Annotated in this window: 19 protein-coding genes; 6 read left to right on the top strand and 13 right to left on the bottom strand. The window is 59.2% G+C overall.

Annotation, left to right across the window (positions count from 1 at the left end; genetic code table 11):
- Positions 1 to 59 precede the first annotated feature (59 nt).
- Together H8F22_RS21605 and H8F22_RS21600 are read right to left on the bottom strand one after the other, a co-directional pair.
- On the bottom strand, positions 60 to 1,670 hold the full coding sequence (locus tag H8F22_RS21605) for an ATP-binding protein (RefSeq protein WP_027923959.1): 1,611 nt from the start codon (positions 1,668 to 1,670) through the stop codon (positions 60 to 62).
- On the bottom strand, positions 1,667 to 2,389 hold the full coding sequence (locus H8F22_RS21600; protein ID WP_027923958.1) for a response regulator: 723 nt from the start codon (positions 2,387 to 2,389) through the stop codon (positions 1,667 to 1,669). The genes H8F22_RS21605 and H8F22_RS21600 overlap by 4 nt, the downstream gene beginning before the upstream one ends.
- A 734-nt stretch (positions 2,390 to 3,123) precedes the next feature.
- On the opposite strand from H8F22_RS21600, the gene H8F22_RS21595 reads away from it, so the two are divergent.
- On the top strand, positions 3,124 to 6,018 hold the full coding sequence (locus H8F22_RS21595; RefSeq protein ID WP_027923957.1) for a ribonucleoside-diphosphate reductase subunit alpha: 2,895 nt from the start codon (positions 3,124 to 3,126) through the stop codon (positions 6,016 to 6,018).
- Positions 6,019 to 6,229: 211 nt separating this feature from the next.
- Here H8F22_RS21595 and flgE read toward each other — a convergent pair whose 3' ends face one another.
- From flgE to H8F22_RS21565, 6 genes are all read right to left on the bottom strand, one after another.
- On the bottom strand, positions 6,230 to 7,546 hold the full coding sequence (flgE, locus tag H8F22_RS21590; RefSeq protein ID WP_027923956.1) for a flagellar hook protein FlgE: 1,317 nt from the start codon (positions 7,544 to 7,546) through the stop codon (positions 6,230 to 6,232).
- A gap of 31 nt (positions 7,547 to 7,577) precedes the next feature.
- Positions 7,578 to 8,300, bottom strand: coding sequence for a flagellar hook assembly protein FlgD (flgD, locus tag H8F22_RS21585; protein ID WP_027923955.1), 723 nt, complete (start codon positions 8,298 to 8,300; stop codon positions 7,578 to 7,580).
- A 15-nt stretch (positions 8,301 to 8,315) separates the two neighbouring features.
- Complete coding sequence (gene flgC / locus H8F22_RS21580) at positions 8,316 to 8,759, bottom strand: flagellar basal body rod protein FlgC (protein WP_007980123.1); 444 nt, start codon at positions 8,757 to 8,759, stop codon at positions 8,316 to 8,318.
- 3 nt (positions 8,760 to 8,762) lie between these two features.
- Positions 8,763 to 9,170 (bottom strand): flagellar basal body rod protein FlgB, encoded by a 408-nt coding sequence (gene flgB / locus H8F22_RS21575; protein WP_027923954.1) that lies wholly within the window; start codon positions 9,168 to 9,170, stop codon positions 8,763 to 8,765.
- 366 nt (positions 9,171 to 9,536) lie between these two features.
- On the bottom strand, positions 9,537 to 10,364 hold the full coding sequence (cheR, locus tag H8F22_RS21570; RefSeq protein WP_010457158.1) for a protein-glutamate O-methyltransferase CheR: 828 nt from the start codon (positions 10,362 to 10,364) through the stop codon (positions 9,537 to 9,539).
- A gap of 46 nt (positions 10,365 to 10,410) precedes the next feature.
- Positions 10,411 to 11,343, bottom strand: a complete 933-nt coding sequence (locus H8F22_RS21565; RefSeq protein ID WP_059182310.1) for a chemotaxis protein CheV — start codon at positions 11,341 to 11,343, stop codon at positions 10,411 to 10,413.
- Positions 11,344 to 11,425: 82 nt separating this feature from the next.
- Here H8F22_RS21565 and flgA point away from each other — a divergent pair, with 82 nt between their 5' ends.
- The 4 genes from flgA to H8F22_RS21545 all read left to right on the top strand — a co-directional run bounded on the left by flgA (position 11,426) and on the right by H8F22_RS21545 (position 14,037).
- Positions 11,426 to 12,187 (top strand): flagellar basal body P-ring formation chaperone FlgA, encoded by a 762-nt coding sequence (gene flgA, locus H8F22_RS21560; RefSeq protein WP_081743963.1) that lies wholly within the window; start codon positions 11,426 to 11,428, stop codon positions 12,185 to 12,187.
- A gap of 167 nt (positions 12,188 to 12,354) precedes the next feature.
- Entirely contained in the window at positions 12,355 to 12,681 is a 327-nt protein-coding gene (flgM, locus tag H8F22_RS21555) for a flagellar biosynthesis anti-sigma factor FlgM (protein ID WP_027923951.1), read from the top strand.
- Between the two features lie 49 nt (positions 12,682 to 12,730).
- The gene (locus H8F22_RS21550; RefSeq protein ID WP_027923950.1) at positions 12,731 to 13,198 is read left to right on the top strand and encodes a flagella synthesis protein FlgN; all 468 of its coding nucleotides are present in this window, start codon (positions 12,731 to 12,733) and stop codon (positions 13,196 to 13,198) included.
- 92 nt (positions 13,199 to 13,290) lie between these two features.
- Entirely contained in the window at positions 13,291 to 14,037 is a 747-nt protein-coding gene (locus H8F22_RS21545) for a flagellar brake protein (RefSeq protein WP_027923949.1), read from the top strand.
- A 67-nt stretch (positions 14,038 to 14,104) separates the two neighbouring features.
- Here the strand turns inward: H8F22_RS21545 and H8F22_RS21540 are convergent, their stop codons facing one another.
- From H8F22_RS21540 to H8F22_RS21525, 4 genes are all read right to left on the bottom strand, one after another.
- Positions 14,105 to 15,478 (bottom strand): MFS transporter, encoded by a 1,374-nt coding sequence (locus H8F22_RS21540; protein ID WP_027923948.1) that lies wholly within the window; start codon positions 15,476 to 15,478, stop codon positions 14,105 to 14,107.
- Between the two features lie 69 nt (positions 15,479 to 15,547).
- Entirely contained in the window at positions 15,548 to 16,789 is a 1,242-nt protein-coding gene (locus H8F22_RS21535) for a glutamine synthetase family protein (protein WP_194940734.1), read from the bottom strand.
- Between the two features lie 199 nt (positions 16,790 to 16,988).
- On the bottom strand, positions 16,989 to 17,681 hold the full coding sequence (locus H8F22_RS21530) for a sensor histidine kinase (RefSeq protein ID WP_059182309.1): 693 nt from the start codon (positions 17,679 to 17,681) through the stop codon (positions 16,989 to 16,991).
- Positions 17,678 to 19,282 carry a tetratricopeptide repeat-containing response regulator gene (locus H8F22_RS21525; protein WP_194940666.1) on the bottom strand — a complete coding sequence of 535 codons (1,605 nt, stop codon included), beginning with the start codon at positions 19,280 to 19,282 and terminating at the stop codon, positions 17,678 to 17,680. The genes H8F22_RS21530 and H8F22_RS21525 overlap by 4 nt, the downstream gene beginning before the upstream one ends.
- Positions 19,283 to 19,489: 207 nt before the next feature.
- Between H8F22_RS21525 and H8F22_RS21520 the strand changes: the two genes are divergently transcribed.
- Positions 19,490 to 23,629, top strand: a complete 4,140-nt coding sequence (locus tag H8F22_RS21520) for a CheR family methyltransferase (protein ID WP_194940665.1) — start codon at positions 19,490 to 19,492, stop codon at positions 23,627 to 23,629.
- Between the two features lie 12 nt (positions 23,630 to 23,641).
- On the opposite strand, the gene H8F22_RS21515 is transcribed toward H8F22_RS21520, so the two are convergent.
- Positions 23,642 to 24,181 carry a hypothetical protein gene (locus tag H8F22_RS21515; protein WP_027923943.1) on the bottom strand — a complete coding sequence of 180 codons (540 nt, stop codon included), beginning with the start codon at positions 24,179 to 24,181 and terminating at the stop codon, positions 23,642 to 23,644.
- Positions 24,182 to 24,261 lie beyond the last annotated feature (80 nt).

Genomic DNA, 24,261 nt, shown 5'->3' with positions numbered 1-24,261 from the left:
GCAGATCCAGTGTGGGAGCGAGCTTGCTCGCGATGGCGGCCTGACGCTCACCACACCTCTCAACGCTTCTCCTGATTGCGCGGCCAACTCAAACTGAAACAAGCCCCACCCAGACTTTTGCTCTTGCTGATCAACGCACGCCCGTCATGCCAATGGATGATCCGTCGCACAATGGACAACCCCAACCCATGACCGCCCGACGCCCGGGTACGGCTGTCGTCCAGGCGCAGGAACGGCGTGAAAATCCGTTCCCAGGCCAACTCCGGCACACCCGGTCCGTCATCCTCGACGTCCACCCGGCAGCGTTGCTGCCCCACCTGATAACTCACGGTCACCCGCGACGAGGCGTGGCGCATGGCGTTGCTGACCAGGTTCTGGATGGCCCGATGCAAGTAACGCGGTTCAGCCTCGACCCAGGCGTCATCGCAATCTGCCGCCGACAGGCATAACCCGCGCTGCACCGTAACGTCGGCGCGTAACGGCGCCAGTTCTTCGATCACTTGATTGACCAGCGCGTCCAGGTCGATCCGCTGGAAATTCAGCGCCGGCGAGCCCTGCTCCAGCCGCGCGTAGGTCAGCATCTCATCGACCAGTTTGTCGAGGTCCTCGATGTCGTGGTCCATGCCTTCGCGGTATTTTTCCAGCTGCTGCGGCGTGGTGGCCGAGCCGATCATCTCCAGGCCGAAACGCAGGCGCGCCACCGGTGTGCGCAATTCGTGGGACACCGCGCGCACCAGTTCACGCTGGATCGCCAGCAATTGCTGCAAGTGCTCGGCCATGCCGTTGAACGCGGCGGCCAGTCGCCCCACCGAGTCGGCGCCGCGCGCCGGCACACGGGTTTCCAGGCTGCCCTTGGCGATGCGCGTGGCGGCGGCTTCCAGACCGCGCAAACGGCGCTCCAGTTGCCGCACCAGGAGGTAGACGATCAAACCAATCAGGCTCAAACCCAGGGCCGCGATCAACACCAGCCATTCGGGCGGATAGGGATTCATCTGGTACAACGGGCCGATCTCCAGCACCCACGGCGTCCCGACCATGCCGGCAAACACCCGGATCGAGTCGCCGCCCTTGCCCAGCGCCATCACCGTGTCGCCCTCGGACACCCGGCGGCTCTGGTCTTCGTCCATGTCCGCCTGCTCGACCTTGACCAGGCGCAAGTCGAAACCGAAGCCCTTGTCTTCTTTCAGCAGCGCCAACCGTTCGGGCTGCTCCGCCACCGGGTAGCGCACCAGTTCATCGACCAGCAGATAAATCGTGGCACGGGCCAGTTGTTCACTGATCTGCTGCACCTCCCCCGTCAGCACAAGCTGTTCCTTGTCGCTGACCAGCCGATAGACCTTGGCCGCGTGCGGGCCGGTCTGCTCCACCAGCGCCTGACCGCGCAGTACGCGGGTGCGCTGGGTGAGGTCGAGGTCGGTCTGGGCGAACGTGGTCAACGCCAGTGGAATCCCGAGCAAGCGCTCCCAGACCAACAACGCGCGGTGGCGCTCAGTGTTGTTCATCGGCTTGAGGTTGTCGGCCATCAACGAAAACGTACCGTGGGCCAAGCGCTCCCGGTATTGCTCGCTGCGCACCTCATTGAGCAGATGCAGCGCCAGCACGCCGAGCACCGCGACCAACACCAGCGCCGCGCACATGCCGCCATAAATGCGCAGGAAGATCGAATTCACAGCGACGGGTCTACGCAAGCTTCGGGAACGAACAAATAACCTTTGCTGCGGATGGTCTTGATCAGTCGCGGATGCTCGGGGTCATCGCCTATTTTCGGGCGGATGCGCGAGATACGCACATCGATGGAACGGTCCTGGCCGTCATAACCGATGCCGCGCAACGCGGTAAAAATCTCTTCCCGGGACAGGATGCGCCCGGCGTTGGCGACGAGCAGCCAGAGCAGGTCGAACTCGGCGCTGGTCAGCTCGATGCCGTTGTCATGCAGCCAGGCTTCACGCAACGCGTTGTCCACCACCAGCGGACCAAACTGCAGACGCCGCTGTTTTTCCGGGGTGGCCTCGGGGGCTTCGCTACGACGCAACAGGGCCTGAATGCGTGCCAGCAACAGGCGCGGGCGCACGGGTTTGCACACGTAGTCGTCGGCACCGAGGTCGAGGCCGAGGATCTGGTCGGTATCGTCGGTGCGGGCGGTGAGCATGAGGATCGGGCCGTCATATTTGTCACGGACCTTGCGGCAAATGCTCAAGCCGTCTTCGCCCGGCAGCATCAGGTCGAGAATTACCAGGTCCGGTTTCTCTTTGATGATGCGTGCCGCCGCCAGCGCACCGTTGCCTTCGATTGAAACGCGCAGGCCATTGGCCTCCAGGTAGTCGCGGGTCAGTTCGGCCAGACGCTGGTCGTCCTCCACAATCAATACCTGCCAGGCTTCTTGCTCCACGGTGACCTCTGCTTGCCAACAACACTTATAAGGAAGGATCCGCCCGTCTTTTTGTAATGATTGGGGAGGATAAGAATGCATAACCATGGGGCAATTGTATAAACGCCGCCCGCCGAGAACACAAGCCGGCAAATGCGTTCGGACAACCCGGTTTTTTGTGATAGGGTTCGCGCCCTTAAAAATCCAAACGGCTGTTTTCAATCGTTGAAAATCGATGAAAAACGGCTCGCTCCAGCTAGGTCGCGGCCTACACGCCCGTTCCACCTTTCACACACAATTTACGCACAGGTTTATCCACAGGTAGTACGTTGCAACACCCTCCAAAACGCATTATCTTGTACCTCGGCGCCAAAAAAACCCTACATGTAGGGTTTTAGCTTAAAAGCCCAACCACATTTCAGACCAGAAACTCAAGCGCTTTATTGCCTGTTTATGGTTGAACCAAGCACGAATTTACAAGCCCAAACCGCACAGGCGGATGGCACCGTTTTTTCAGGCCAGAACAGCCGAAACGGTACGGGTGTTGCAGTCATCACTGGCACCCCTGAAAGGAATCCGGCTTCGAGTCCAGGCTCGCGGCCAAAAACTTCGGCAAGGAAGCGGCATCATTAGCCTTTTTCCTACTGTCCCGAAGTTGTTATGCCCGACCTCCGTCGGTTGTAGTGCTTTTGGACAGAACGGTGGGCACCTTTATGGTGCCCAAACAAACATAGAGAATGTGGAGACACCCCCCCATGCAAACCGACACAACTCGCGAGAACCCGCAGGGCACCTTGCCGCAGGCCGCTGATTCGACTTCGGATCTGTCCGCCACCGCGCCTGGCCAGCTGCGTGTGATCAAGCGTAACGGCACTGTCGTTCCTTACACCGATGACAAGATCACCGTCGCCATCACCAAAGCGTTTCTCGCAGTTGAGGGCGGCACCGCGGCCGCCTCGTCGCGAATCCATGACACCGTGGCCCGCCTGACCGAACAAGTCACCGCGACCTTCAAGCGTCGCATGCCCTCGGGCGGCACCATCCACATCGAAGAAATCCAGGACCAGGTTGAACTGGCCCTGATGCGTGCCGGCGAGCAGAAAGTAGCCCGCGACTACGTGATCTACCGTGACGGCCGTTCGAAACAACGCGCCGCCCACGCCCCGGCCGAAGAAGCCGTCAACGCTCACCCGTCGATCCGCATCACCCGCGCCGATGGCAGCTTTGCACCTCTGGACATGGGTCGTCTGAACACCATCGTCACCGAAGCGTGCGAAGGCCTGGAAGAAGTCGACGGCGACCTGATCCAGCGCGAAACCCTGAAAAACCTGTACGACGGCGTGGCCCTGACCGACGTCAACACCGCCCTGGTGATGACTGCCCGTACCCTGGTTGAACGTGAGCCGAACTACTCGTTCGTGACCGCTCGCCTGCTGATGGACACCCTGCGTGCCGAAGGCCTGAGCTTCCTCAACGTTGCCGAAAGCGCGACCCACCACGAGATGGTCGACCTGTACGCCAAGGCGCTGCCTGCGTACATCGCCAAGGGTATCGAATTCGAATTGCTGAACCCGGTCCTGGCGACTTTCGACCTGGAAAAACTCGGCAAGGCGATCAACCACGAGCGCGATCAGCAGTTCACGTACCTGGGCCTGCAAACCCTGTACGACCGTTACTTCATCCACAAGGACGGTATCCGCTTCGAACTGCCGCAAATCTTCTTCATGCGTGTGGCCATGGGCCTGGCGATCGAAGAGAAGCAGAAAGAAGACCGTGCCATCGAGTTCTACAACCTGTTGTCGTCCTTCGACTACATGTCCTCGACGCCAACCCTGTTCAACGCCGGTACCCTGCGTCCACAGCTGTCGAGCTGCTACCTGACCACCGTGCCGGATGACCTGTCGGGCATCTACCACGCGATCCACGACAACGCCATGTTGTCGAAATTCGCCGGCGGCCTGGGCAACGACTGGACGCCGGTTCGTGCGCTGGGTTCGTACATCAAGGGCACCAACGGCAAATCCCAAGGCGTTGTTCCGTTCCTCAAAGTAGTGAACGACACCGCCGTTGCCGTTAACCAGGGTGGCAAGCGCAAAGGCGCTGTGTGTGCCTACCTGGAAACCTGGCACATGGACATCGAAGAGTTCATCGAGCTGCGCAAGAACACCGGCGATGACCGTCGTCGTACCCACGACATGAACACCGCCAACTGGATCCCTGACCTGTTCATGAAGCGCGTCTTCGATGACGGCAAGTGGACTCTGTTCTCGCCATCCGAAGTACCGGACCTGCACGACCTGACCGGTAAAGCCTTCGAAGAGCGCTACGAGTACTACGAAGCCCTGACCGAATACCCAGGCAAGGTCAAACTGTTCAAGACCATCCAGGCCAAAGACCTGTGGCGCAAAATGCTGTCCATGCTGTTTGAAACCGGCCACCCATGGCTGACCTTCAAAGACCCGTGCAACCTGCGCAGCCCGCAGCAGCACGTGGGCGTGGTCCACAGCTCGAACCTGTGCACCGAGATCACCTTGAACACCAACAAGGACGAGATCGCCGTTTGCAACCTGGGCTCGATCAACCTGCCGAACCACATCGTCAACGGCAAGCTGGACACCGCCAAGCTGGAACGCACCGTGAACACCGCTGTTCGCATGCTCGATAACGTGATCGACATCAACTACTACTCGGTGCCGCAAGCGAAGAACTCCAACTTCAAGCACCGTCCGGTCGGCCTGGGCATCATGGGCTTCCAGGATGCGCTGTACCTGCAGCACATTCCTTACGGTTCCGACGCTGCCGTCGAGTTCGCCGACAAGTCGATGGAAGCGGTCAGCTACTACGCGATCCAGGCTTCTTGCGACCTCGCCGACGAGCGTGGCGCCTACGAGACGTTCCAGGGTTCGCTGTGGTCCAAAGGCATCCTGCCGCTGGATTCGCAACAGATCCTGATCGAGCAACGCGGCCAGAAGTACATCGACGTTGACCTGAACGAATCCCTGGACTGGGCACCGGTTCGCGCCCGTGTACAGAAAGGCATTCGTAACTCCAACATCATGGCCATCGCACCGACCGCGACCATCGCCAACATCACTGGCGTCTCGCAGTCGATCGAACCGACCTACCAGAACCTCTACGTGAAATCGAACCTGTCGGGCGAATTCACCGTGATCAACCCGTACCTGGTTCGCGACCTCAAGGCTCGCGGTCTGTGGGACTCGGTCATGATCAACGACCTGAAGTACTACGACGGTTCGGTGCAGCAGATCGAGCGCATCCCGCAAGAACTCAAAGAGCTCTACGCGACTGCTTTCGAAGTGGACACCAAGTGGATCGTTGACGCGGCAAGCCGTCGCCAGAAGTGGATCGACCAGGCTCAATCGCTGAACCTGTACATCGCTGGCGCTTCGGGCAAGAAACTGGACGTAACCTACCGCATGGCCTGGTACCGTGGCCTGAAAACCACTTACTACCTCCGTGCCCTGGCCGCGACCAGCACCGAGAAGTCGACCATCAACACCGGCAAGCTGAACGCTGTTTCCAGCGGCGGCAACCACGGTGAAGATTCGGTCCTGGCAGCACCTGCCGGCCCTGCTCCAGTGCCAAAGGCCTGCGCCATCGACGAGCCGGATTGCGAAGCTTGCCAATAAGCCGAGCCAGTAGGCGCTGAAAGGCGCTGACCTGAAACCCCCGATCAATCCTCTGGATAGGTCGGGGGTTTTCTTTTACCCAAAGGAAAGTGGTGAACGGGCTGCTCGCGATCAAGCCAGCCCTGATTACTAGGATGTTTGCACCAAGGACAAATCCCGACCATAAAAAAACCCCTCTTTCGAGGGGTTCTTTATGCGGCGCTATCAGGCATCAGGTCATCTGAATGATGGTCTGCATGATGGTGCTCTGGGTGGAGATGGTCTTGGCGTTCGCCTGGTAGTTGCTCTGCGCCTTGATCAAATCAACCAGTTCATTGGTCAGGTTGACGTTGGACTCTTCCAGCGAGTTGGACACTACCGAACCCAAGGTACCGGTTTTCGGTGCATCGATGCCAGGCACGCCCGAGGCGAAGGTTTCTTTCCAGCCAGAACCACCGATTGGCTGCAAGCCTTGTTCGTTGGCGAAACTGGCAATGGCGACCTGGCCGATGGCCTTGGTTTGCTGGTTGGTGAAGTTGGCGGTCATGACGCCGCTTTCATCGATGGTCAGGCTGGAAATCTGGCCTGTCGCGTAACCGTCCTGATACTGCGCAGTACGTGCGGTTGGCGAAGCGTACGAAGTGGTTTTGGTCATGTCGAACGCGATACCGGCCGCGGCTGCGTCCGAACCGTTCAGGGCCCAGGTTGGCGGGTTGGTGTTGGCGTTAACCATCACGCCCGGCTTCCAGCCAGTCATGGTCAGGGTGGTACCCGTTTGCGTCCAGCCAGCACCGCCTACCAGAGTCTTGATGCTGCCATCAGGATTGAAGGTGATATCCGCCTGGATCGGCACCGGCGGCTCAGCCAGTGGGTTGGTTGGGCTACGGCCGTCCATGTAGGTGTAGACAGTCCAGGAGTTGGACGCCGCATTTTTAACGTAGTACTGGTCCATCGTGTGCTGGTTACCCTGCGTGTCGTACACAGGGGTGGAAATAGTTTTGTTGTAGCTGTTGGTGTCTTTGACGTTGAACGGGGTCACTGTTGGCAGTGGGTCCGAGGAGTTCAGGTTCATCGTCTGATCGACACGGGTGGTCGCATGCGGCGCCAGGCTCGAGGTGTCGATTTTCAGGTCGGTCAGCACACCGTTGATGATCTTGCCGTTGGCGTCTACGCCAAAACCCTGCAAGCGACGGCCGTTGTTGTCGACCACGTAGTTCTGGGCGTCAGTCTTGAACGCACCGGCCCGGGTGTAGCTCAGCGAGCCGTTGTCGCTCATGACGAAGAAACCGTTGCCCTGGATACCCATGTCCAACACGTTGCCGGTGTTGTTCACGTCACCCTGGCCGAACTGCTGGGAAACGTTGGCCAGACGCACGCCGTTGCCGACGGTCTTGCTGCCGGTACCCAGGCGCGTGGCCGAGTACACGTCTTCGAATTCTGCACGGGACGATTTGAAACCGGTGGTCGCGACGTTGGCGATGTTGTTACCGGTGACGTCCAGTTGTTTGTTGGCTGCATAGAGACCGCTAAGGCCGATATTGAAAGACATATTCCACTCCTTTGTGCCGTGTTAGTCGGCTCTATATACCAATGGTCTGTACTTTGGACAGGGCAACACTGCCCAGGCCTGCCAGGTTCAGCATCAACTCACCGCCGGTCTGGCTGATGGTCACGCTGTTGACGGTTGCCGGCAGGTAAGTCACCAGCGAGGTCGCCTTGCTGTCGTAAGTCGCGGTAGCTGCAAACTTGTAAGTGCCGGCCTTGGCCACTTCACCCGCATCGTTCTTGCCGTCCCAGATGAAACCGGCGTTGCCGGCCTGCTGACTGCCAAGATCGATGGTGCGAACCACTTTGCCATCGGTATCGGTGATCTTGATCGTGACCGGGTTCGTCGAGGCCGGTACGACCGCCGTACCGTTGAAACTCTTGGAGGTATCGACCACCGCGGTGTCGGTCTGGGCGACAACCGAACGACCCACCAGCGAAGAAGCCTGCAACGCTTGCGACGAGTTGTAGTTGCCGGCAATGCCGCTGACCGTATCGTTGAGCGTGGTGATGCCTTCCAGGCTGCTGAACTGCGCCAACTGCGCGACGAACGCGCCGTTGTCCTGCGGCTCCAGCGGGTTCTGGTTTTTCAGTTGAGTCACCAACAACTGCAAGAAGGCGTCTTTGCCCAACGCTTTATTGCCGGTGGCGCTGCTGGTAGCGGCGGCCAGACCGTCGCTGCTGGTGTTGCTCTTGACCGAAGAATTGGCCAGGACATCCTTGATGCTTACGGCGCTGGTAGTATCGGTAACACTCATCTGAGTCGCCCCTTATCACTGACCGAGGGTCAGGACCTTCTGCATCATGGTTTTGGCGGTGTTCATCATTTCGGCGTTGGTCTGGAACGAACGGCTCGCGGAAATCATGTCGGCCATTTCTTCGACGACGTTGACGTTCGGGTAGTAGACGTAGCCCTTGGCGTCGGCAGCGGGATGGTTGGGCTCATAACGCGCTTCGAGGTTGCTCTGGTCCTCGACCACGCCGAGCACTTGCACGCCTTGACCGGCAGCGTCCTGGCTCTGGAACAGCGAATCGCTGCCGCCGCTCTGGCCGCCCTGGAACATGGTGGCGAACACCGGGTGACGGGCGCGATAGGTCTGGTCGATGCTCGACGAGACGGTTTCGGCGTTGGCGATGTTCGAGGCCACGGTGTTCAAGCGCGTGGTTTGTGCACTCATGCCGCTACCGGCAATGTTGAAAACACTGGATAGAGACATGACTTACTCTCCGCGCAGGGCTGATACCAGCCCTTTGAATTTGCTGTTGAGCAGGGTGAAGCTGGCCTGGAAGCCGACGGCGTTTTCCGCGTAGTTCGACTGTTCCAGTTGGGCGTCCACGGTGTTCTGGTCGATCGACGGTTGCATCGGCGTGCGATACAGCAGCGACTCGTCGCCATTGCCAAGGCCTTCAGCTTCGATATGACGGCTGTTGGTCATGTTCAAGGCAAAGGTACCGCCCTTGGTTTTCTCGTTCTGTGCGGCAAGCACTTTTGAGAAGTCCAGATCCCGAGCCTTGTAGTTCGGGGTGTCGGCGTTGGCGATGTTGTTGGCCAGGACTTCGGCACGCTGAGCGCGGAAGCCCAGGGCTTGTTCGTGGATACCGAGCGCTTTATCGAAGCTGATGCTCATGTCGGGAAACCTTCGGGTGACCTGATTTTTCGTAACAGAGACATAGCAAGCGGCGTGCCAAATCGAAAAACCCCGGAAACCGGGGCTTTGCCGGCAGTGGCAAGGGCGGCAATGCCAGAAAAGCGGCAACCGGTTTCCGCAGGCTGCCGCTTTTCTGCCGCTTATCGCCTTCGAAAGAACAACTCTTACCCTGTGGGAGCCGGGCTTGCCCGCGATAGCGGTGTGTCAGCCCCATCAAATTCGTCAGTGATACCGCCATCGCGGGCAAACCCGGCTCCCTCAAGGGTTTAGGGGTGTTGGCGGAAAACCATCGGGCATAAAAAACGGGAGCCCCTGAGGACTCCCGTTTTTTGTGCTGCCAACGAATCACTTCGCCTGGTAAATGATCCCCGGGCTGCACTGGACCATCTGGTAATGGTCCGGCAAACCGTTCAGCGCTTCAGACGCGCCGAGGAACAGATAGCCACCTGGCTTGAGCGTGCTGTGAATGCGCAACAGGATGTCTTTCTTCACCTCGGCGGAGAAGTAGATCAGCACGTTGCGGCAGAACACGATGTCGAACTTGCCCAGCGCTGCATAACTGTCCAGCAGGTTGAACGAACGAAACTCCACGCGGCTCTTGATCGGCGCCTTGATCGCCCAGCGTCCCGGCCCTTTCGGGTCGAAGTAACGCTGAAGACGCTCGGGCGACAGGCCACGGCCGATCGCCAGGCTGTCGTACTCGCCGGTCTTGCAGTTGGTCAGCATGGTGCCGGACAGGTCGGTGGCGACAATCTGCGCCCCCATCTTCAACTGGCCCATGTTGACGCGTTCGAACTCATCGATGGACATCGACAGCGAGTACGGTTCCTGCCCCGACGAACACGCAGCGGACCAGATCCGCAAGCGCTGGCCGGGTGCAGCCTTGATCGCTTCAGGCAATACCTTGTTCTTCAACACTTCAAACGGATAGGTGTCACGAAACCACAGGGTTTCGTTGGTCGTCATCGCGTCCACCACCATCTCGCGCAAACCGCTGCGCGGCTGGGTCTGGATGCGCTGGACCAGCTCACCCAGGGATTTGATGCCTTGCTGTTCCATCAGTTTGTTGAGACGGCTCGAGACCAGGTACTGCTTGTTTTCACCGAGCAAAATGCCACAGGCTTTTTCCAGGAAGACCCGGAACTGTTCGAAATCCAAATTACCCGTAGACAAAGATACCGCCTCTTAAATCGTGTTAATCACCAGGGGCAGAAGGCCCCTAGCTGATATCTGCTGCTTTGATCCGGTCGACTACCCGGGATGCCAGGTCATCAGGACGGAACTTGGCAAGGAAGTCATCGGCACCGACTTTCTTGACCATCGCCTGATTGAATACCCCGGACAACGAAGTATGCAGGATGATATGAAGCTTTTGCATGCGTGGGTCGTTGCGGATCTCGGCCGTGAGGGTGTACCCGTCCATTTCCGGCATCTCGATGTCGGAAATCATCATCAGGAACTCTTCTTCCGGCTTTTTCCCTTCGTCGACCAGCTTGCGCAAGTAATCCAGCGCTTGCTTGCCGTCGTTCAACGCCACCACTTCGACACCGACGGTTTGCAGGCAACGAGTCACTTGCTTGCGCGCCACCGACGAGTCATCGACGGTCAAGACCTTCAAGGACAAGGCCTTGTGCTGGGTTTCGACATCGACCACACCGACCGAAATCGCTTCCGGTGTCGGCGCCACTTCCGCGAGGATTTTCTCGACGTCGATGATTTCGACTAACTGATTGTCGACCCGAGTCACAGCCGTCAGGTAGTGATCGCGTCCCGTGCCCTTGGGTGGCGGATGAATCTCTTCCCAGTTCATGTTGACGATGCGCTCCACCGAGCGCACCAGGAAACCCTGGGTCTTGGTGTTGTACTCCGTGATGATCACGAACGGATTGCTTTGATCTTTGAGCGCGCCGGAGCCGGTCGCCATGGCCAGATCAAGAATCGGAATGGTCGCCCCCCGGATATTTGCCACACCGCACACGACAGGACTGGATTTTGGCATCAGCGTGAGTTTTGGGCATTGCAGCACTTCCCGAACCTTGAACACGTTGATCCCATAGAGTTGCTGGCCGTCGAGACGGAACAACAGCAGCTCCAGGCGATTCTGCCCTACCAGTTGCGTGCGCTGGTTTACCGCATCCATTACACCAGCCATGCACAGACTCCTACACCAACGCTTAAGTGTGTTGCGACGCACGTTCATTGCTAAACGGCACGGCGCTTGCTTTTTAACTCTTATGAACACAGAACTGACATTTTTCCGACGCCTGACATCAAACGCTCGCCACGTGCTTTGCGCGATGTCGGCCGTCTGCCTGTTCAACGCTGGCAGCCCTGCCCTTGCTGACGCAGTTACCTTGCCTGACATGCTTATCGGCGTCACTCAGGGCTTTCTTGAGTTCACCGTAGAAGACTATTTGGCGACCAGTCAAACCGAAGGCCGTTATGAGATCGAGGTCAAGCAGCTCGATCCGCGCCTGCGCATGCCCATGTGCGACAAGGAATTGACAGCCACTCTGGAGAGCCCGGCGATCCCGATTGGCCGGGTCACGGTCAAGGTTCGTTGCGACAGCACCTCGCCCTGGACGGTGTTCGTGCCCGCTCAAGTCCGCCTGTTTCGCGACGTCGTCACCACCACGCGGCCCCTCAAACGCGCCGGCTATATCGAGCCGGGCGACGTCATGCTGCGCGAACGCGACATCAGCCTGATCGGCCAGGGATACTTCACCTCCATCGATCAGACGATTGGACAAAAACTTACCCGACCAACGGTCGCCGATCAGGTGCTGACGCTGGTCCATCTCGAACAGGCCGAAGTCATTTCCAAAGGTGACCAAGTGGTGATTACCGCCCGCAGTGGTACGCTCAGCGTGCGCATGCCGGGCGAAGCCCTGTCCAATGGCGGCTTGCGTGAACAGATCCGGGTAAAAAACCTCAACTCCCAACGGGTCATCAAGGCGCAGGTCATGGCGCCGGGCCAGGTGGAAGTGGCCATGTAGAAACTCTGCGCTTGCGAAAACATGGCGCTGGCCGTGGCTGTTCCCTAAACTGTGCCTCACGCAGGAAATGCGCTGGCGCATGCAGGCTCGTTGATAAATGGGCCTAAAGTTTTTGCAGGAAGAGCCGAAAACATGGCAAGCGTCCAAATTCCCAGAGGTTTTTTATCATGGTCATCGATTTCAGCCGTTTGAACAGTTCCTCGTCACTGACCGGCAGTACGCGTACCAGCGCCAACAAGGACACTGCCGAAGCCGGCAAATCCGCGCCGCTGAATACCCCGGCCGAACAGGCCAGTACCGCCAAAAGCGGGGAATCGGTACACCTCAGCAATGAGGCTCAACAGTTGCAGAAGGTCACTGACAAGCTGCGCGATCAGCCTGCCGTCGACAATGCCCGCGTGGCCGAGTTGAAAGCAGCGATTGCCGATGGCAGCTATAAAGTCGACAGCAACCGTGTAGCCAGCAAACTGCTCAACTTCGAAGCCCAGCGCTAGGCCCCCGGCCTGCGCCAGGCTTTTGGACGCTTAAACCCCAAGGCCAGCCATGCACGACACTAATTTACTGCAACTGATCATCGACGACTTTGCTCCAGCACAACACTTGCTGGAGTTACTGCAAACCGAGTCCCTCGCCTTGCATGGTCGCGACATGCCACTGCTCGAAGACATTCTGGCGCGCAAACAGGCAATGATCATTCTGCTCGAACAGCATGGCCGCAAGCGCAGCGAAGTCCTCGCCAGCCTCAATCTGCCCACCAATCGCAAGGGCCTGGAGCAACTCGCCAGCGAATCCAGCGTCGGTGACCAGTTACTTGCGCAAAGCGATGCCCTGACCGACCTTCTGGCTCAGTGCCAGGCCATCAACGTCAATAATGGTCAGTCGATCCTGGTCCAGCAGGCCGCCACGGCCAATCAGCTGAAAATCCTCACCGGCGGCGAACCACCCGCGCTTTACGATGCCCGCGGATCAACCGCCAAGCTAGCGAAGCCGCGCCCGCTCAGTCAGGCGTGAACCTGTTGATGAGTTCGCACTTTCAAGACGCGCTACATGATGGCAGTATGCTGGCCATGCGCAGTCACATTTTGTCCGGAGAACGATGAACCGTGCCCAATGCCTTAACCGCGGAAGATGCTCCGCAGCCACCCAAGGTGCTCTCCACGCCCATGGAGATCGCGGGTAACCTGCGGCAACTGCAAGAAAGCCATGACCCGCTGATCATTACGTTCCACGAACGTAACCAGCGCTTCCAGAGCTATCTGGTTGAGGTTGACCGTGACAACAACATGATTGCCCTGGATGAAATGGTGCCCCGCGATGGTGAGCGCTATCTGCTGGCAGGCGAATCGTTTCGGGTCGAAGGCTTCCACGACGGCGTGCGCATCGCCTGGGAAAGCAACGGCCCGCTGAGCATCGACGAACTCAGCGACGCACGCTGCTATCGCGGCAAACTCCCTGACGAAGTCGTCTACCATCAGCGCCGCAATGCCTTCCGGGCTGCATTGAAACTGGCGCAATTGGTCAATGTCGAACTGGGCGGTGAAAAGCTCAAGTCGCCCATCAAAGGCAAGTTGCTGGATATTTCCGCCACCGGCTGCAAGCTGCGCTTTGAGGGTGACATCACCAGCCGACTGCAATTGGGCCAGGTCTACGACCGCTTCGTCGCCGACCTGCCCTTTGGCAGCATGACCACCCCGGTGGAACTGCGTTACCTGCACTTCGAAGAAAGGATCTCCACCACCTTCGCCGGCATCCGCTTTCACAACATGAGCGGGCTGGTGCAGCGCCAGGTCGAGCGATTCGTGTATCAGCTTCAACGTGAAGCACGGCGCTTCGATAAAGACGATCTCTGATACACCGCGTCAACAAAAAACGGGCAGCCCCTTGCGGTGACTGCCCGTTTTTTTATGCATCAAAAAATCAAGGCCTGGCTTCAGTGAAACTTTGTTCGCGACCGGCGTCCGGGTCTTCCGGTGGCGTCGGCTCACCTTCCAGTTCCACCTCTGGTTCCGGCTCCGCTTCCGGATGCGGCGGACTCTGCATCTGCTCTTGAACGATCTGCTCGTCGACACGCGGGTCAAGGCACACCACCAGCGGCGAGCTCGACATGCTGTCCGGCATGGCGACGTGATGCAGCGGCGCATCGTCGACCTGATGCAGGTTGGTGACCGCTTTCGGACGGATCCGCCACACCAGCACCAGCGCGAAGAAACTGAAGAACGCGTAGAGCATGTGGCTGCCGAACAGCTTCATCAGCACCCCGGCGACCAGCGGCCCGATACTGGCGCCGACGCCGTAGGTCACCAGCAGCATCGCTGTCAGCGAGACCCGGCGATCACCCTCGACATGGTCATTGGAGAACGCCACCGCCAACGGATACAGGCAGAACTGCACCAGCGAACAGAAGAACCCGGAGATGAACAAGACCTCCAGCGGCACCTTCTGCAGAATCGCCAGCGGCAACGCGGCCAGTGCCAGGCTGAAGGCAAAACAGCGGATCAACAGCGCCCGGTCATAACGATCAGACAGCCAACCCAGCGGCCACTGCACCAGCAGGCCAGCAAAAATACAGCTACCCATGAACAGACCGACCTGCTCGGTGGACAACCCCTGCTGCGACGCATACAGCGGCGCCAGACCGTAGAACGAACCGACGATCAGCCCTGCCCCCAATACCGTGCTCAACGACTGCGGTACACGTTTGATAAAGAAGCGCGGCTCCATCGGCGCGGGGTGCAACGGCGCCGGGTGAATCCGTCGAGTCAGGGCCACCGGCACCAGGCACAGGGCAAAACACAAGGCGACCAGCATCAGCAGCTCCAGGCCCAGGCCTGGATGCATGACCAGAATCAGCTGACCCAGCACCAACCCCAGGTAGGAAGCGATCATGTAGCCGCTGAAGACCATGCCGCGCTGCTTGGCATCGGCCTGCTCGTTGAGCCAGCTCTCAATGACCATGTACTGACACATCATCCCCAGGCCGACGATCACCCGCAGGAACAGCCAGGCCGGCAGCCAGTCGATCAATCCATGACCGAGCACCGCCGCACCGACGATCCCGGCACACGCGGCATAAGCCCGAATATGCCCGACCCGGGCAATCAATCGGTGACCGATCTTGCCGCCCAGCACCAGGCCAAAATAGTTGGCCGCCATCAACGCACCGACCCACAAGCTGTCGACGTGATCGGCCGCCAGGCGCAAGGCCAGGTAAGTGCTCAACAGGCCCGAGCCGATCAACATCATCAGCGAGGCGAAATACAGCGCTCGAAAGGATTTCCAGATTTGGCGCATCGGCGTTCCGAGCGGCTCCTTGCAGTGAAGATCAGGCTACCGAAACGATAGCCCGAAGACGACGAAGCGTCAGGCCTGAGCAGCTAAAACACGCCGTTCCCAGGGAGTAATTTCATCAAAGAAGCTGGTCAGTTCCATGGACTTCGAAGCGACGTAGCCTTCGATGAACTCAGTGCCAAACAGTTCCTTCGCCAATTGGCTACGTTTCAGACGCTCAAGAGCCGCATGCAAGGTACACGGCAACGAAAGATTATCCGGCACGTCGAATTCGCCCTGGATCGCCTCGGTCGGCTCCAGCTCGTTTTCAATGCCATGCAACCCGGCGGCAAGGCTGGCGGCGATCGCCAGGTACGGATTGGCGTCCGCTCCCGGCAAACGGTTTTCGACCCGACGAGCGACCGGTGAACTGGCCGGAATGCGCAACCCGGCGGCGCGGTTGTCGTGGGACCAGCAGGCATTATTCGGCGACGCGTACGGATGGCACAAGCGCTGATACGAGTTCACGTTCGGTGCAAACAACGCCGTGAAATCGGCCATGCCGGCCTGCTGGCCACCGATGAAGTGACGGAAGGTCGCGGTCGGCTGACCGGCCTCGTCGCTGAACACGTTACGCCCGGTGTTGATGTCGACAATGCTTTGGTGAATGTGCATCGAACTGCCCGGTGTGTGCGCCAGCGGCTTGGCCATGCAGACCACCGTCAAGCCATGCTTGAGCGCGACTTCCTTGAGCAGGTGCTTGAACAGCAAAGTCTGATCCGCCAGCAGCAGCGGATCACCGTGCAGCAGGTTGATCTCGAACTGGCTGACACCCATTTCGTGCATGAAGGTGTCGCGCGGCAGGCCCAACGCCGCCATGCAGGTGTAGACCTCACTGAAGAACGGCCGCAAACCGCTATTGGAACTGACACTGAATGCCGACTGACCGTCCTCGCGACGACCGTCCAGGCCCAGCGGCGGCTGGAACGGTTGAGTCGGATCGGGGTTGGGCGCAAACACGAAGAATTCCAGCTCGGTCGCCACCACCGGCGCCAGGCCGTGAGCCGCGTAACGCGCGATCACCGATTTGAGTTGACCGCGGGTCGACAGACTCGACGGTTCACCGGTCAATTCGTCCGCATCGCAAATGGCCAGCGCCCGGGGCTGTTGGCTCCAGGGCAAGCGATAGATATGCGCAGGGTCCGGCACCAACGCAAGGTCGCCGTCATCGCTGCCGTAAAAACGCGCGGGTGGATACCCGCCCATGATGCATTGCAGCAGCACACCCCGCGCCAACTGCAACCGACGTCCTTCGAGGAAACCCTCGGCCGTCATGACTTTGCCCCGGGGAACTCCATTCAAGTCCGGGGTGACACATTCAATCTCATCAATGCCCGCCAATCGCTGTGCGAGTGAACGATGGCCATCGGTAGTCATGACTCAATCCTTTGTTGTGCGAGCCGCGAACGGCGACCCGTACAAAATAGGCTTCGCCTGTTCAGAATTTCAAGCAGCGCCACACAATAAAGAACGCTCAGGGCAGGTAAAGGCTGAATACACCGCCGCCCAACGGGCCGCCATTGCTGAGCCGGGTGCTGCCGACGACGCCATTGCGCTGATGCATCGCGGCGATGCGCCCGGCAAAGTACAGGCCCAGGCCGGTGCTACTGCTGCTGTAGTTGATGCCTTGCACATAATCCGCCTGAAACTCGATCATCTCCGCCGGATAGCCGGCGCCATCATCATTGATGCTCAGCACCAGTTGACCGCCCTCGTCGCTGACGCTGATCAGCAGCGACTCGCGCGCGTAGCGAATGGCGTTGTTGATGATGTTGCCCAGTACCGAGGCGACCAGCTCGCGGTCGAAGAAACCCAGCGGGCTCAACGGGTCGACTTCATAGGTCGCAATAATGCCGCGACTGGCGAACACGTCTTGATGGCTGGCCAGTTGCGCTTCAAGAAAGTCATCCAGGTCATGGTAGGCCGGTTGCAACGGCAACTGATTGACCCCCAGTTTGTACAGGCCCAACAACTGCACGAGCATGCCGTTGAGGTGGGCGAACTCGTATTCGATGACGCCCTGCTCCGGGCTGTGCTGCTCCGGGTCGGGCAAGCGCGCCAGCCACTGGCTGTGCGCCTGCATCAGCATGGCCAGCGAGTTCTTCATGTCGTGCACGGTGGAGGCAATCACCGTCGAGAAATCCAATGCCGGGTTGTCTTGGCTCATCCGCCGAACGCCTTGATTTTCAGTTTCTGATAGCGCGGATAACGCGCGTCGGTGTCGGGCATCAAGCCGACCATTTTCAGGCAGACCCGACATTCATCGATTTCCGCCGATGGCACACTGGTGTCGGTGCCGTGCAGCAGCGACTGCGCCATGTTCAAGGCGATACTGATGTTTTTCGGCTGCATCGCCAGCGCCTTGCGGAACACCGACCGGGCTTCCACCAGGTTGCCGGTCTTGTACACCCGCACGCCCTCACGATTGAGCTCGGCGGCGGCGTTGCTGGAACTGAGGATGGTCGGGTCGTCGGTCAACTTGGCGATGCCCTTCATCACCACCGGATCATCACCGTAGATTTCCGCGCAATTCTTCAGCATCGAGGCGCCCGCGCTGGCTTGGCCAAGCATTTGCAACTGCTTGGCCACCAGCAGCGCCGCTTCGGCACTCATGAATTGCTCCATGCCGTCGAGACGCATCATCGCTTGTTCGGTGAGTTTCTCGGCGGTTTCGGCGTCGTTGAGCAACAGGCTGGTGGCTTTCATCAGCCGCGCACGAATCTGCAGGCCCGGGTCGGATGGGTTTTCCTTGGCCACCAGGCTGAGGGTCGTGTTGATTTCCAGGCGGGTGCGGGTATCCAGGCCTTTCTCACTGCCTTTGCTGATCAAGGCGTGAGCCAGACCGAGGTTGCTTTCCGCATCCTTGAAACGCGACTGCGCGCCCTGGGACACCGCCTGGCGATACGCCCTGGAGGCGGTGTCGAAATCTTCGTTGGCCATCGCCAGTTTGCCCAGCAAGGCTTGCCGGCGCACGGCCAGCGGCGACAGGCGAATGGCTTCTTCCAATACTTTCTGTGCGCCCTTGGTGTCGCCTTCGACCACCAGCACGTCGGCCATGCCGTCATACAGCGCCGGCATCATCGGAAACACTTTCAGGGCTTTTTCGTAGATGCCCTTGGCCTGGCTGACCTGTCCGCGCTTGAACAGCAACTGGCCCAACCCGGCAAACGCCCACGGCAACGGCCGATCAGCAATGATGCTGTCGTAAAGGCGCTCCAGCGCTTCGTTCTGATTCAAGTCGCGCAAGGCATCCGCGCGATAGCGCAGACACAGCGGCGAATAACGGATGTCCTTCTTGCACAGCTCGATGCAGGCATTGAGCACTTCCAGCGGCTTGCCACGGTCGAGGGCTTGCAGGATCGGCTTGAGCAGGTTCTTGCGCTGCTCCAGCCGCTCCAGACGCTGAGCCAGGCCCGAGCGGTTGAACGGCTTGGTCAGGTAGGCATCCGGTTCATGCTCCAGCGCACTGAGCACCATGGCCTGGCTGGTTTCGGCGGTGACCATGACGAACACGCTTTCATGGCTGATCAGCTTCTCGATCATCAAGTCTTCGAGGACCTGCTGACCGTTCTTCTTGCCGTCGCCGAGGTGGAAATCCTGCAGGATAAAATCGTAGGCCTTCTGCGAACACATGCGCAGCGCCTGCTCGCCGGAATCCGCGGTATCCACGTCCTTGACGCCCAGCTCTCGCAGCATGGACCTGACGGAACTGCGGAAATCCGAGAAATCATCGACGATCAGAAAACTCTTTTGGTGATACGACAGCATCGAAGATTTCCAGGCAGTTTTAAGAAGAAGAGCATGACCGTTCGGGTTATCGGCCAGCAGTGCCGATACCTTGAGACGTCGTGACGCTCAAGCGATGGCTAAATATTTGAAGGTGTTATGTAAAAACGGGATTATTCTGTTTTATCGACGCACGTGTTACCCCCGTTTTACGACAACGCCCCATGTCGCCGGTAGAAGGCAGAACAGATGACCAGCCCCCCCAAACAACCGGCCGGCGCTTCCGAGCGCAAGGCCCCACGCCCGAGCGACCTGGACTTCCCGGTGGTCGGCATCGGCGCGTCTGCGGGGGGACTGCAAGCCATCAAGCTGTTTTTCCAGAACATGCCTCAAGACAACGGCATGGCGTTTGTCATCATTCTTCACCTGTCGCCCGACCATCAGAGCATTGCCGACAAGATCATCCAGGAATCGACGAAAATGCCGGTCCTGCAGGTCACCGAGACCGTGCCCATCGAGAAAAACCACGTATATGTCATCTCGCCGGCCCAGCGCCTGGCCATGGATGACGGTTTTCTAAAGGTCAGCAGCAACGCCGCGCGCGAGACGCGGCATGCCTCTATCGACCTGTTCTTCCGCGACCTCGCCGAGGTCCATCGCGAGCGTGCGTTTTGCCTGATCCTGTCAGGCAGCGGCTCCGATGGCGCGGTCGGTTTGTCACGCATCAAGGAACACGGTGGCGTGACCATGGCCCAGGTGCCGGAAGACGCCGAATTCGACGGCATGCCTCGCGCAGCCATCGATACCGGCATGGTCGACCTGATATTACCCGTCACGGAAATGCCACAAAAATTGCTCGAACTGTGGCAAAACGCCAAGGAAATCACGTTGCCCATTGCCGGTGACGCGGAACTGAAAACCTTCCACTCGGTGTCGGAACGCGAGGCCGCTATCAATGAACAAATGCTCCACGACATTCTGATCCAGTTGCGCACCGGCACCGGCCACGACTTCAAGCATTACAAACGCGCCACCGTGTTGCGGCGGATCGAACGGCGGATGCAAGTCACCGCCCAGCCCGACCTGGGCGCCTACTTCCGCTACCTGCAAAACAATCCCGAAGAAACCAAGGCGCTGCTCGGCGACATGCTGATTGGGGTGACCAACTTCTTCAGAGACCGAGAGGCGTTCGAAGCGCTGGAACGGGATGTTTTACCGCAACTGGTCAGCGCCGCCGTGTCGGCGCAACCGGAAAAAGAAGAAATTCGCGTCTGGTCCGCCGGCTGTTCCACCGGCGAAGAAGCCTACAGCCTGGCGATCTTGCTCAACGACCAGCTGCAACTGGACGCCAGCAAGGCAACGATGCAGTTGTTCGCCACCGACATCGATGAACGCGCCATCAGCGTTGGCCGCGCCGGGTTGTATCCGCAAGCGATCATCACCGATGTGCCGCCGACGCGGCTGCGGCATTACTTCGTCAAGGAGGACGATCACTACCGGATCCGCAAGGAAATTCGCGAACGGGTGCTGTTTGCCAAGCACAGCCTGCTGTCGGATCCGCCGTTCTCGCAGATCGACCTGATCGTCTGCCGCAACTTGCTGATCTATCTGGATCGCGAAGTGCAGCGTGAAATCCTGCAGATGTTCCACTTTGCGCTGCGGCCTGGCGGGTTCCTGTTTCTCGGCTCTTCAGAGAGCGCGGACGCTTGCCACGAATTGTTCGCCCCGGTGGATAAACGCAATCGCATCTTCCGCGCCAAGACCGGTACCGCCAACAGCCGTCGCACGCCGACCATGCCCCGCGGCGGTTACGTGCGGGCGAGTACGTCCCGCGAGGCGCCGCCCCGCGCGGTGCCGCGCAAGCTGTCCTTTGCCGACATTCACCAGCGTGCGCTTGAGCTCGCCGCGCCGCCGAGCATGATTGTCGATGCCAACGCCGAAATCCTGCACATGAGTGATGGCGCCGGGCGCTTTCTGCGGCATGTGGGTGGCGAACTGACGCGCAACCTGCTGACACTGATCCTGCCGGAGCTGCGCCTGGAAATCCGCACCACGCTGTTTCAGGTGCAGCAGAGCAACCTGGTGGTCAAGTCCAGGGCCGTACCGCTCAAGCGCGGCAACCAGAGCTACATGATCAACCTCGTGGCTCAGCCTTATAAGGACGAAGAGTCGGATGGCGAGTACGTGCTGGTGATCTTCGAAGAAGTCGAAGTCGACCCGTCCGAACAGACCGCCACGACCCTGCTACAGACCGAAAGCCAGGTGCTGTCCAATCTTGAGCGCGAACTGCAACGAACCAAGTTGCATTTGCAGGACACCATTGAACAATCGGAAGTCTCCAGTGAAGAACTGAAAGCCTCCAACGAAGAAATGCAGGCAATCAACGAAGAGTTGCGCTCGGCCACCGAAGAGCTGGAAACCAGCAAGGAAGAGCTGCAATCGATCAACGAAGAGTTGCTGACGGTCAACTACGAGCTGAAAACCAAAGTTGAAGAAACCGACAAGATCAACGACTACCTGACCAACCTGATCGCTTCCACCGACATTGCCACGGTGTTTGTCGACCGCAACATGCGGATCAAATGGTTCACCCCGCGCGCCACCGACATTTTCAGCATGCTGCCGGTCGATACCGGCCGCTCGCTGCTCGACATCACCCATCGCCTGCACTACGACGGCCTGGCCAGTGACGCGGCGCAGGTGTTCGAATCGTTGAACATGATCGAACGGGAAGTCAGCAGCACCGACAAACGCTGGTACATCGCCCGCCTGTTGCCGTACCGCTCCAGCGAAGACCACATCGACGGCACGGTGCTGACGTTCATCGACATCACCAAGCGCCGCGCGGCGGAAGAAGATCTGCGCCTGGGTGAAGAACGCATGCGCCTGGTGGCCGAAAGCACCCGCGACTACGCGATCATCACCCTCGATGAACAGGGCATCATCACCAGCTGGAACAAAGGCGCCGAGCTGATCTTCGGCTACAGCAAGGCCGAGGCGGAAGGCGCTTTCTACGATTTCATTTTTTCCGCCGAAGACCGTGCCGCCGGGGTTCCTGAAAACGAACTGCTGGCAGTGCGCACCCAGGGCCGCAGCGAAGATGAACGCTGGCACTTGCGCAAGGATGGCAGCCGCTTCTTTTGCAGCGGCGAAGTGACCTTGCTCAGCGGCGACAACCTGCGCGGTTACGTGAAAATCGCCCGAGACCTGACCGGCCACAAACGTCAACACGAAGAACAGAGCCAGGAACTGGCCGAGACGCGCAATACCAATTACCTCAAAGATGAATTCTTTGCGGTCATGTCCCACGAGCTCAAGCACCCGTTGAACCTGATCCAGCTCAACGCCGAATTGCTGCGCCGCCTGCCCGTGACCAAGTCCCTGCCCCCGGCCGCCAAAGCGGTGAACACCATTTGTGATGCCGTCACCAGCCAGGCGCGGATCATCGATGATCTGCTGGACGTCGCCCGAGTGCGCACCGGCAAGCTAAAGCTGCAACCGGTCGCCGTCGACCTGGTCAGTGTGCTGCGCGATATCCATACCGTGGTCCTGAACGAGCAACACGAAACCAAGGTCGAGCTGCATGTGCCTTCAGGGCCGCTGATGGTCCACGCAGACCCGACGCGCCTGGAACAGATCATCTGGAACCTGGTGAACAACGCCCTGAAATTCACCCCGGCCAATGGGCTGGTTCAGCTGATTGCCGGTCAGGCCGGAAACAAGATACGGCTGGATGTCAAAGACAACGGCACCGGCATCGCTGCCGAAAACCTCGAACATGTATTCGATCTGTTTGGCCAGGCTGAAAAGCAACATGCCACGCATTCCCGCGAAGGACTGGGGATCGGGTTGTCACTGGTCCGCCAGTTGACCGAAGCACAACGGGGCACGGTCGAAGTGAATTCCCAAGGGCTGGGCGCGGGCTGTACGTTCAGCGTCTATTTGCCGATGGCCCACACCGATGACGCAGAGAAATCCTCCGCTCAGGTCAACGAAACCGCTGGCAGGTTAAGCGGGCTGACGATTCTGTTGGTCGATGACTCGGCCGAAGTGCTGGAAACCTTGAAGATGCTGCTGGAAATGGAAGACGCCGAAGTCATCGCTTTCGACCGGCCGGTAGCCGCTCTGGACGCGGCAAAACACACGCGCTTCGACTTGATCATTTCGGACCTGGGCATGCCGGTCATGAACGGTCACGAACTGATGAGCGCGTTACGCAAACTGCCTCAGGCCAAGGACGTGCCGGCGATTGCGCTGACGGGTTATGGCACCCGCAGCGACATTCAAAAGGCCCGGCAATCGGGTTTTAACCAGCACCTTGGTAAACCGGTGTCCTACGATGACCTGATCGAAACCATCGAGGCTCTGCGGCGCTCTTCGGTCCTCTGATCGGCCAGTTAACTAGTTCAAATAGGCGCGTTGCACGCAGACGCGCCGGTCAATGGCCTGGCGCAGGCGCTCCTTGTGGTCCGACCAGACCCTCGGATCGACCTTGCTGGCGCGCATCAACTCCAGCATGGCCGTCTTGGCCGCCAGGTATTCCGACCAGGCATCCTCGGAACGTATCTTCAAACGCTCGCGCTCGGTCATCTCCATGCGCCGCAGCGCCAGTGTCGGCTCATCGGTGATGACAGGACTGAGCGTCAATTGCGGCCGATGGGGCGCAACAAATGCCTGAGTGTCCGCCAGCCATTCCCTCGCTCGCTGCGCGCCCCACTTCAACGCCGTGCAATAGTGCTCACCGACGCGCCGATCGTGAAACTCCTCGCAGATTGCCCAGCCGTCGTCATCGTAAATACCCACAAACACCTGGGTGACGCCTTCGACGCTGGTCCGTGCCTGCACGTCAACCTGCAGGCCATTGCCGAGCACTTCTTCATGGGTGTGGAGCGGTAACCGACTGTTGGTCCATAACCAGAATTGAGCCCCCCTGCGTCGCATCGTTTCACCTCCTGAAATCATTTCAGGAGTAAGGCACAGCGATGACAGGTTTGCCATGTAGGTCGTCGGTTGGCCGGACA

It is taken from the genome of Pseudomonas mucoides, assembly GCF_015461845.1.
Classification (GTDB): Bacteria; Pseudomonadota; Gammaproteobacteria; order Pseudomonadales; family Pseudomonadaceae; genus Aquipseudomonas; species Aquipseudomonas mucoides.
The sequence above is the reverse complement of the archived record's forward strand: the minus strand, read 5'-3'. Positions and strand labels throughout refer to the sequence as shown.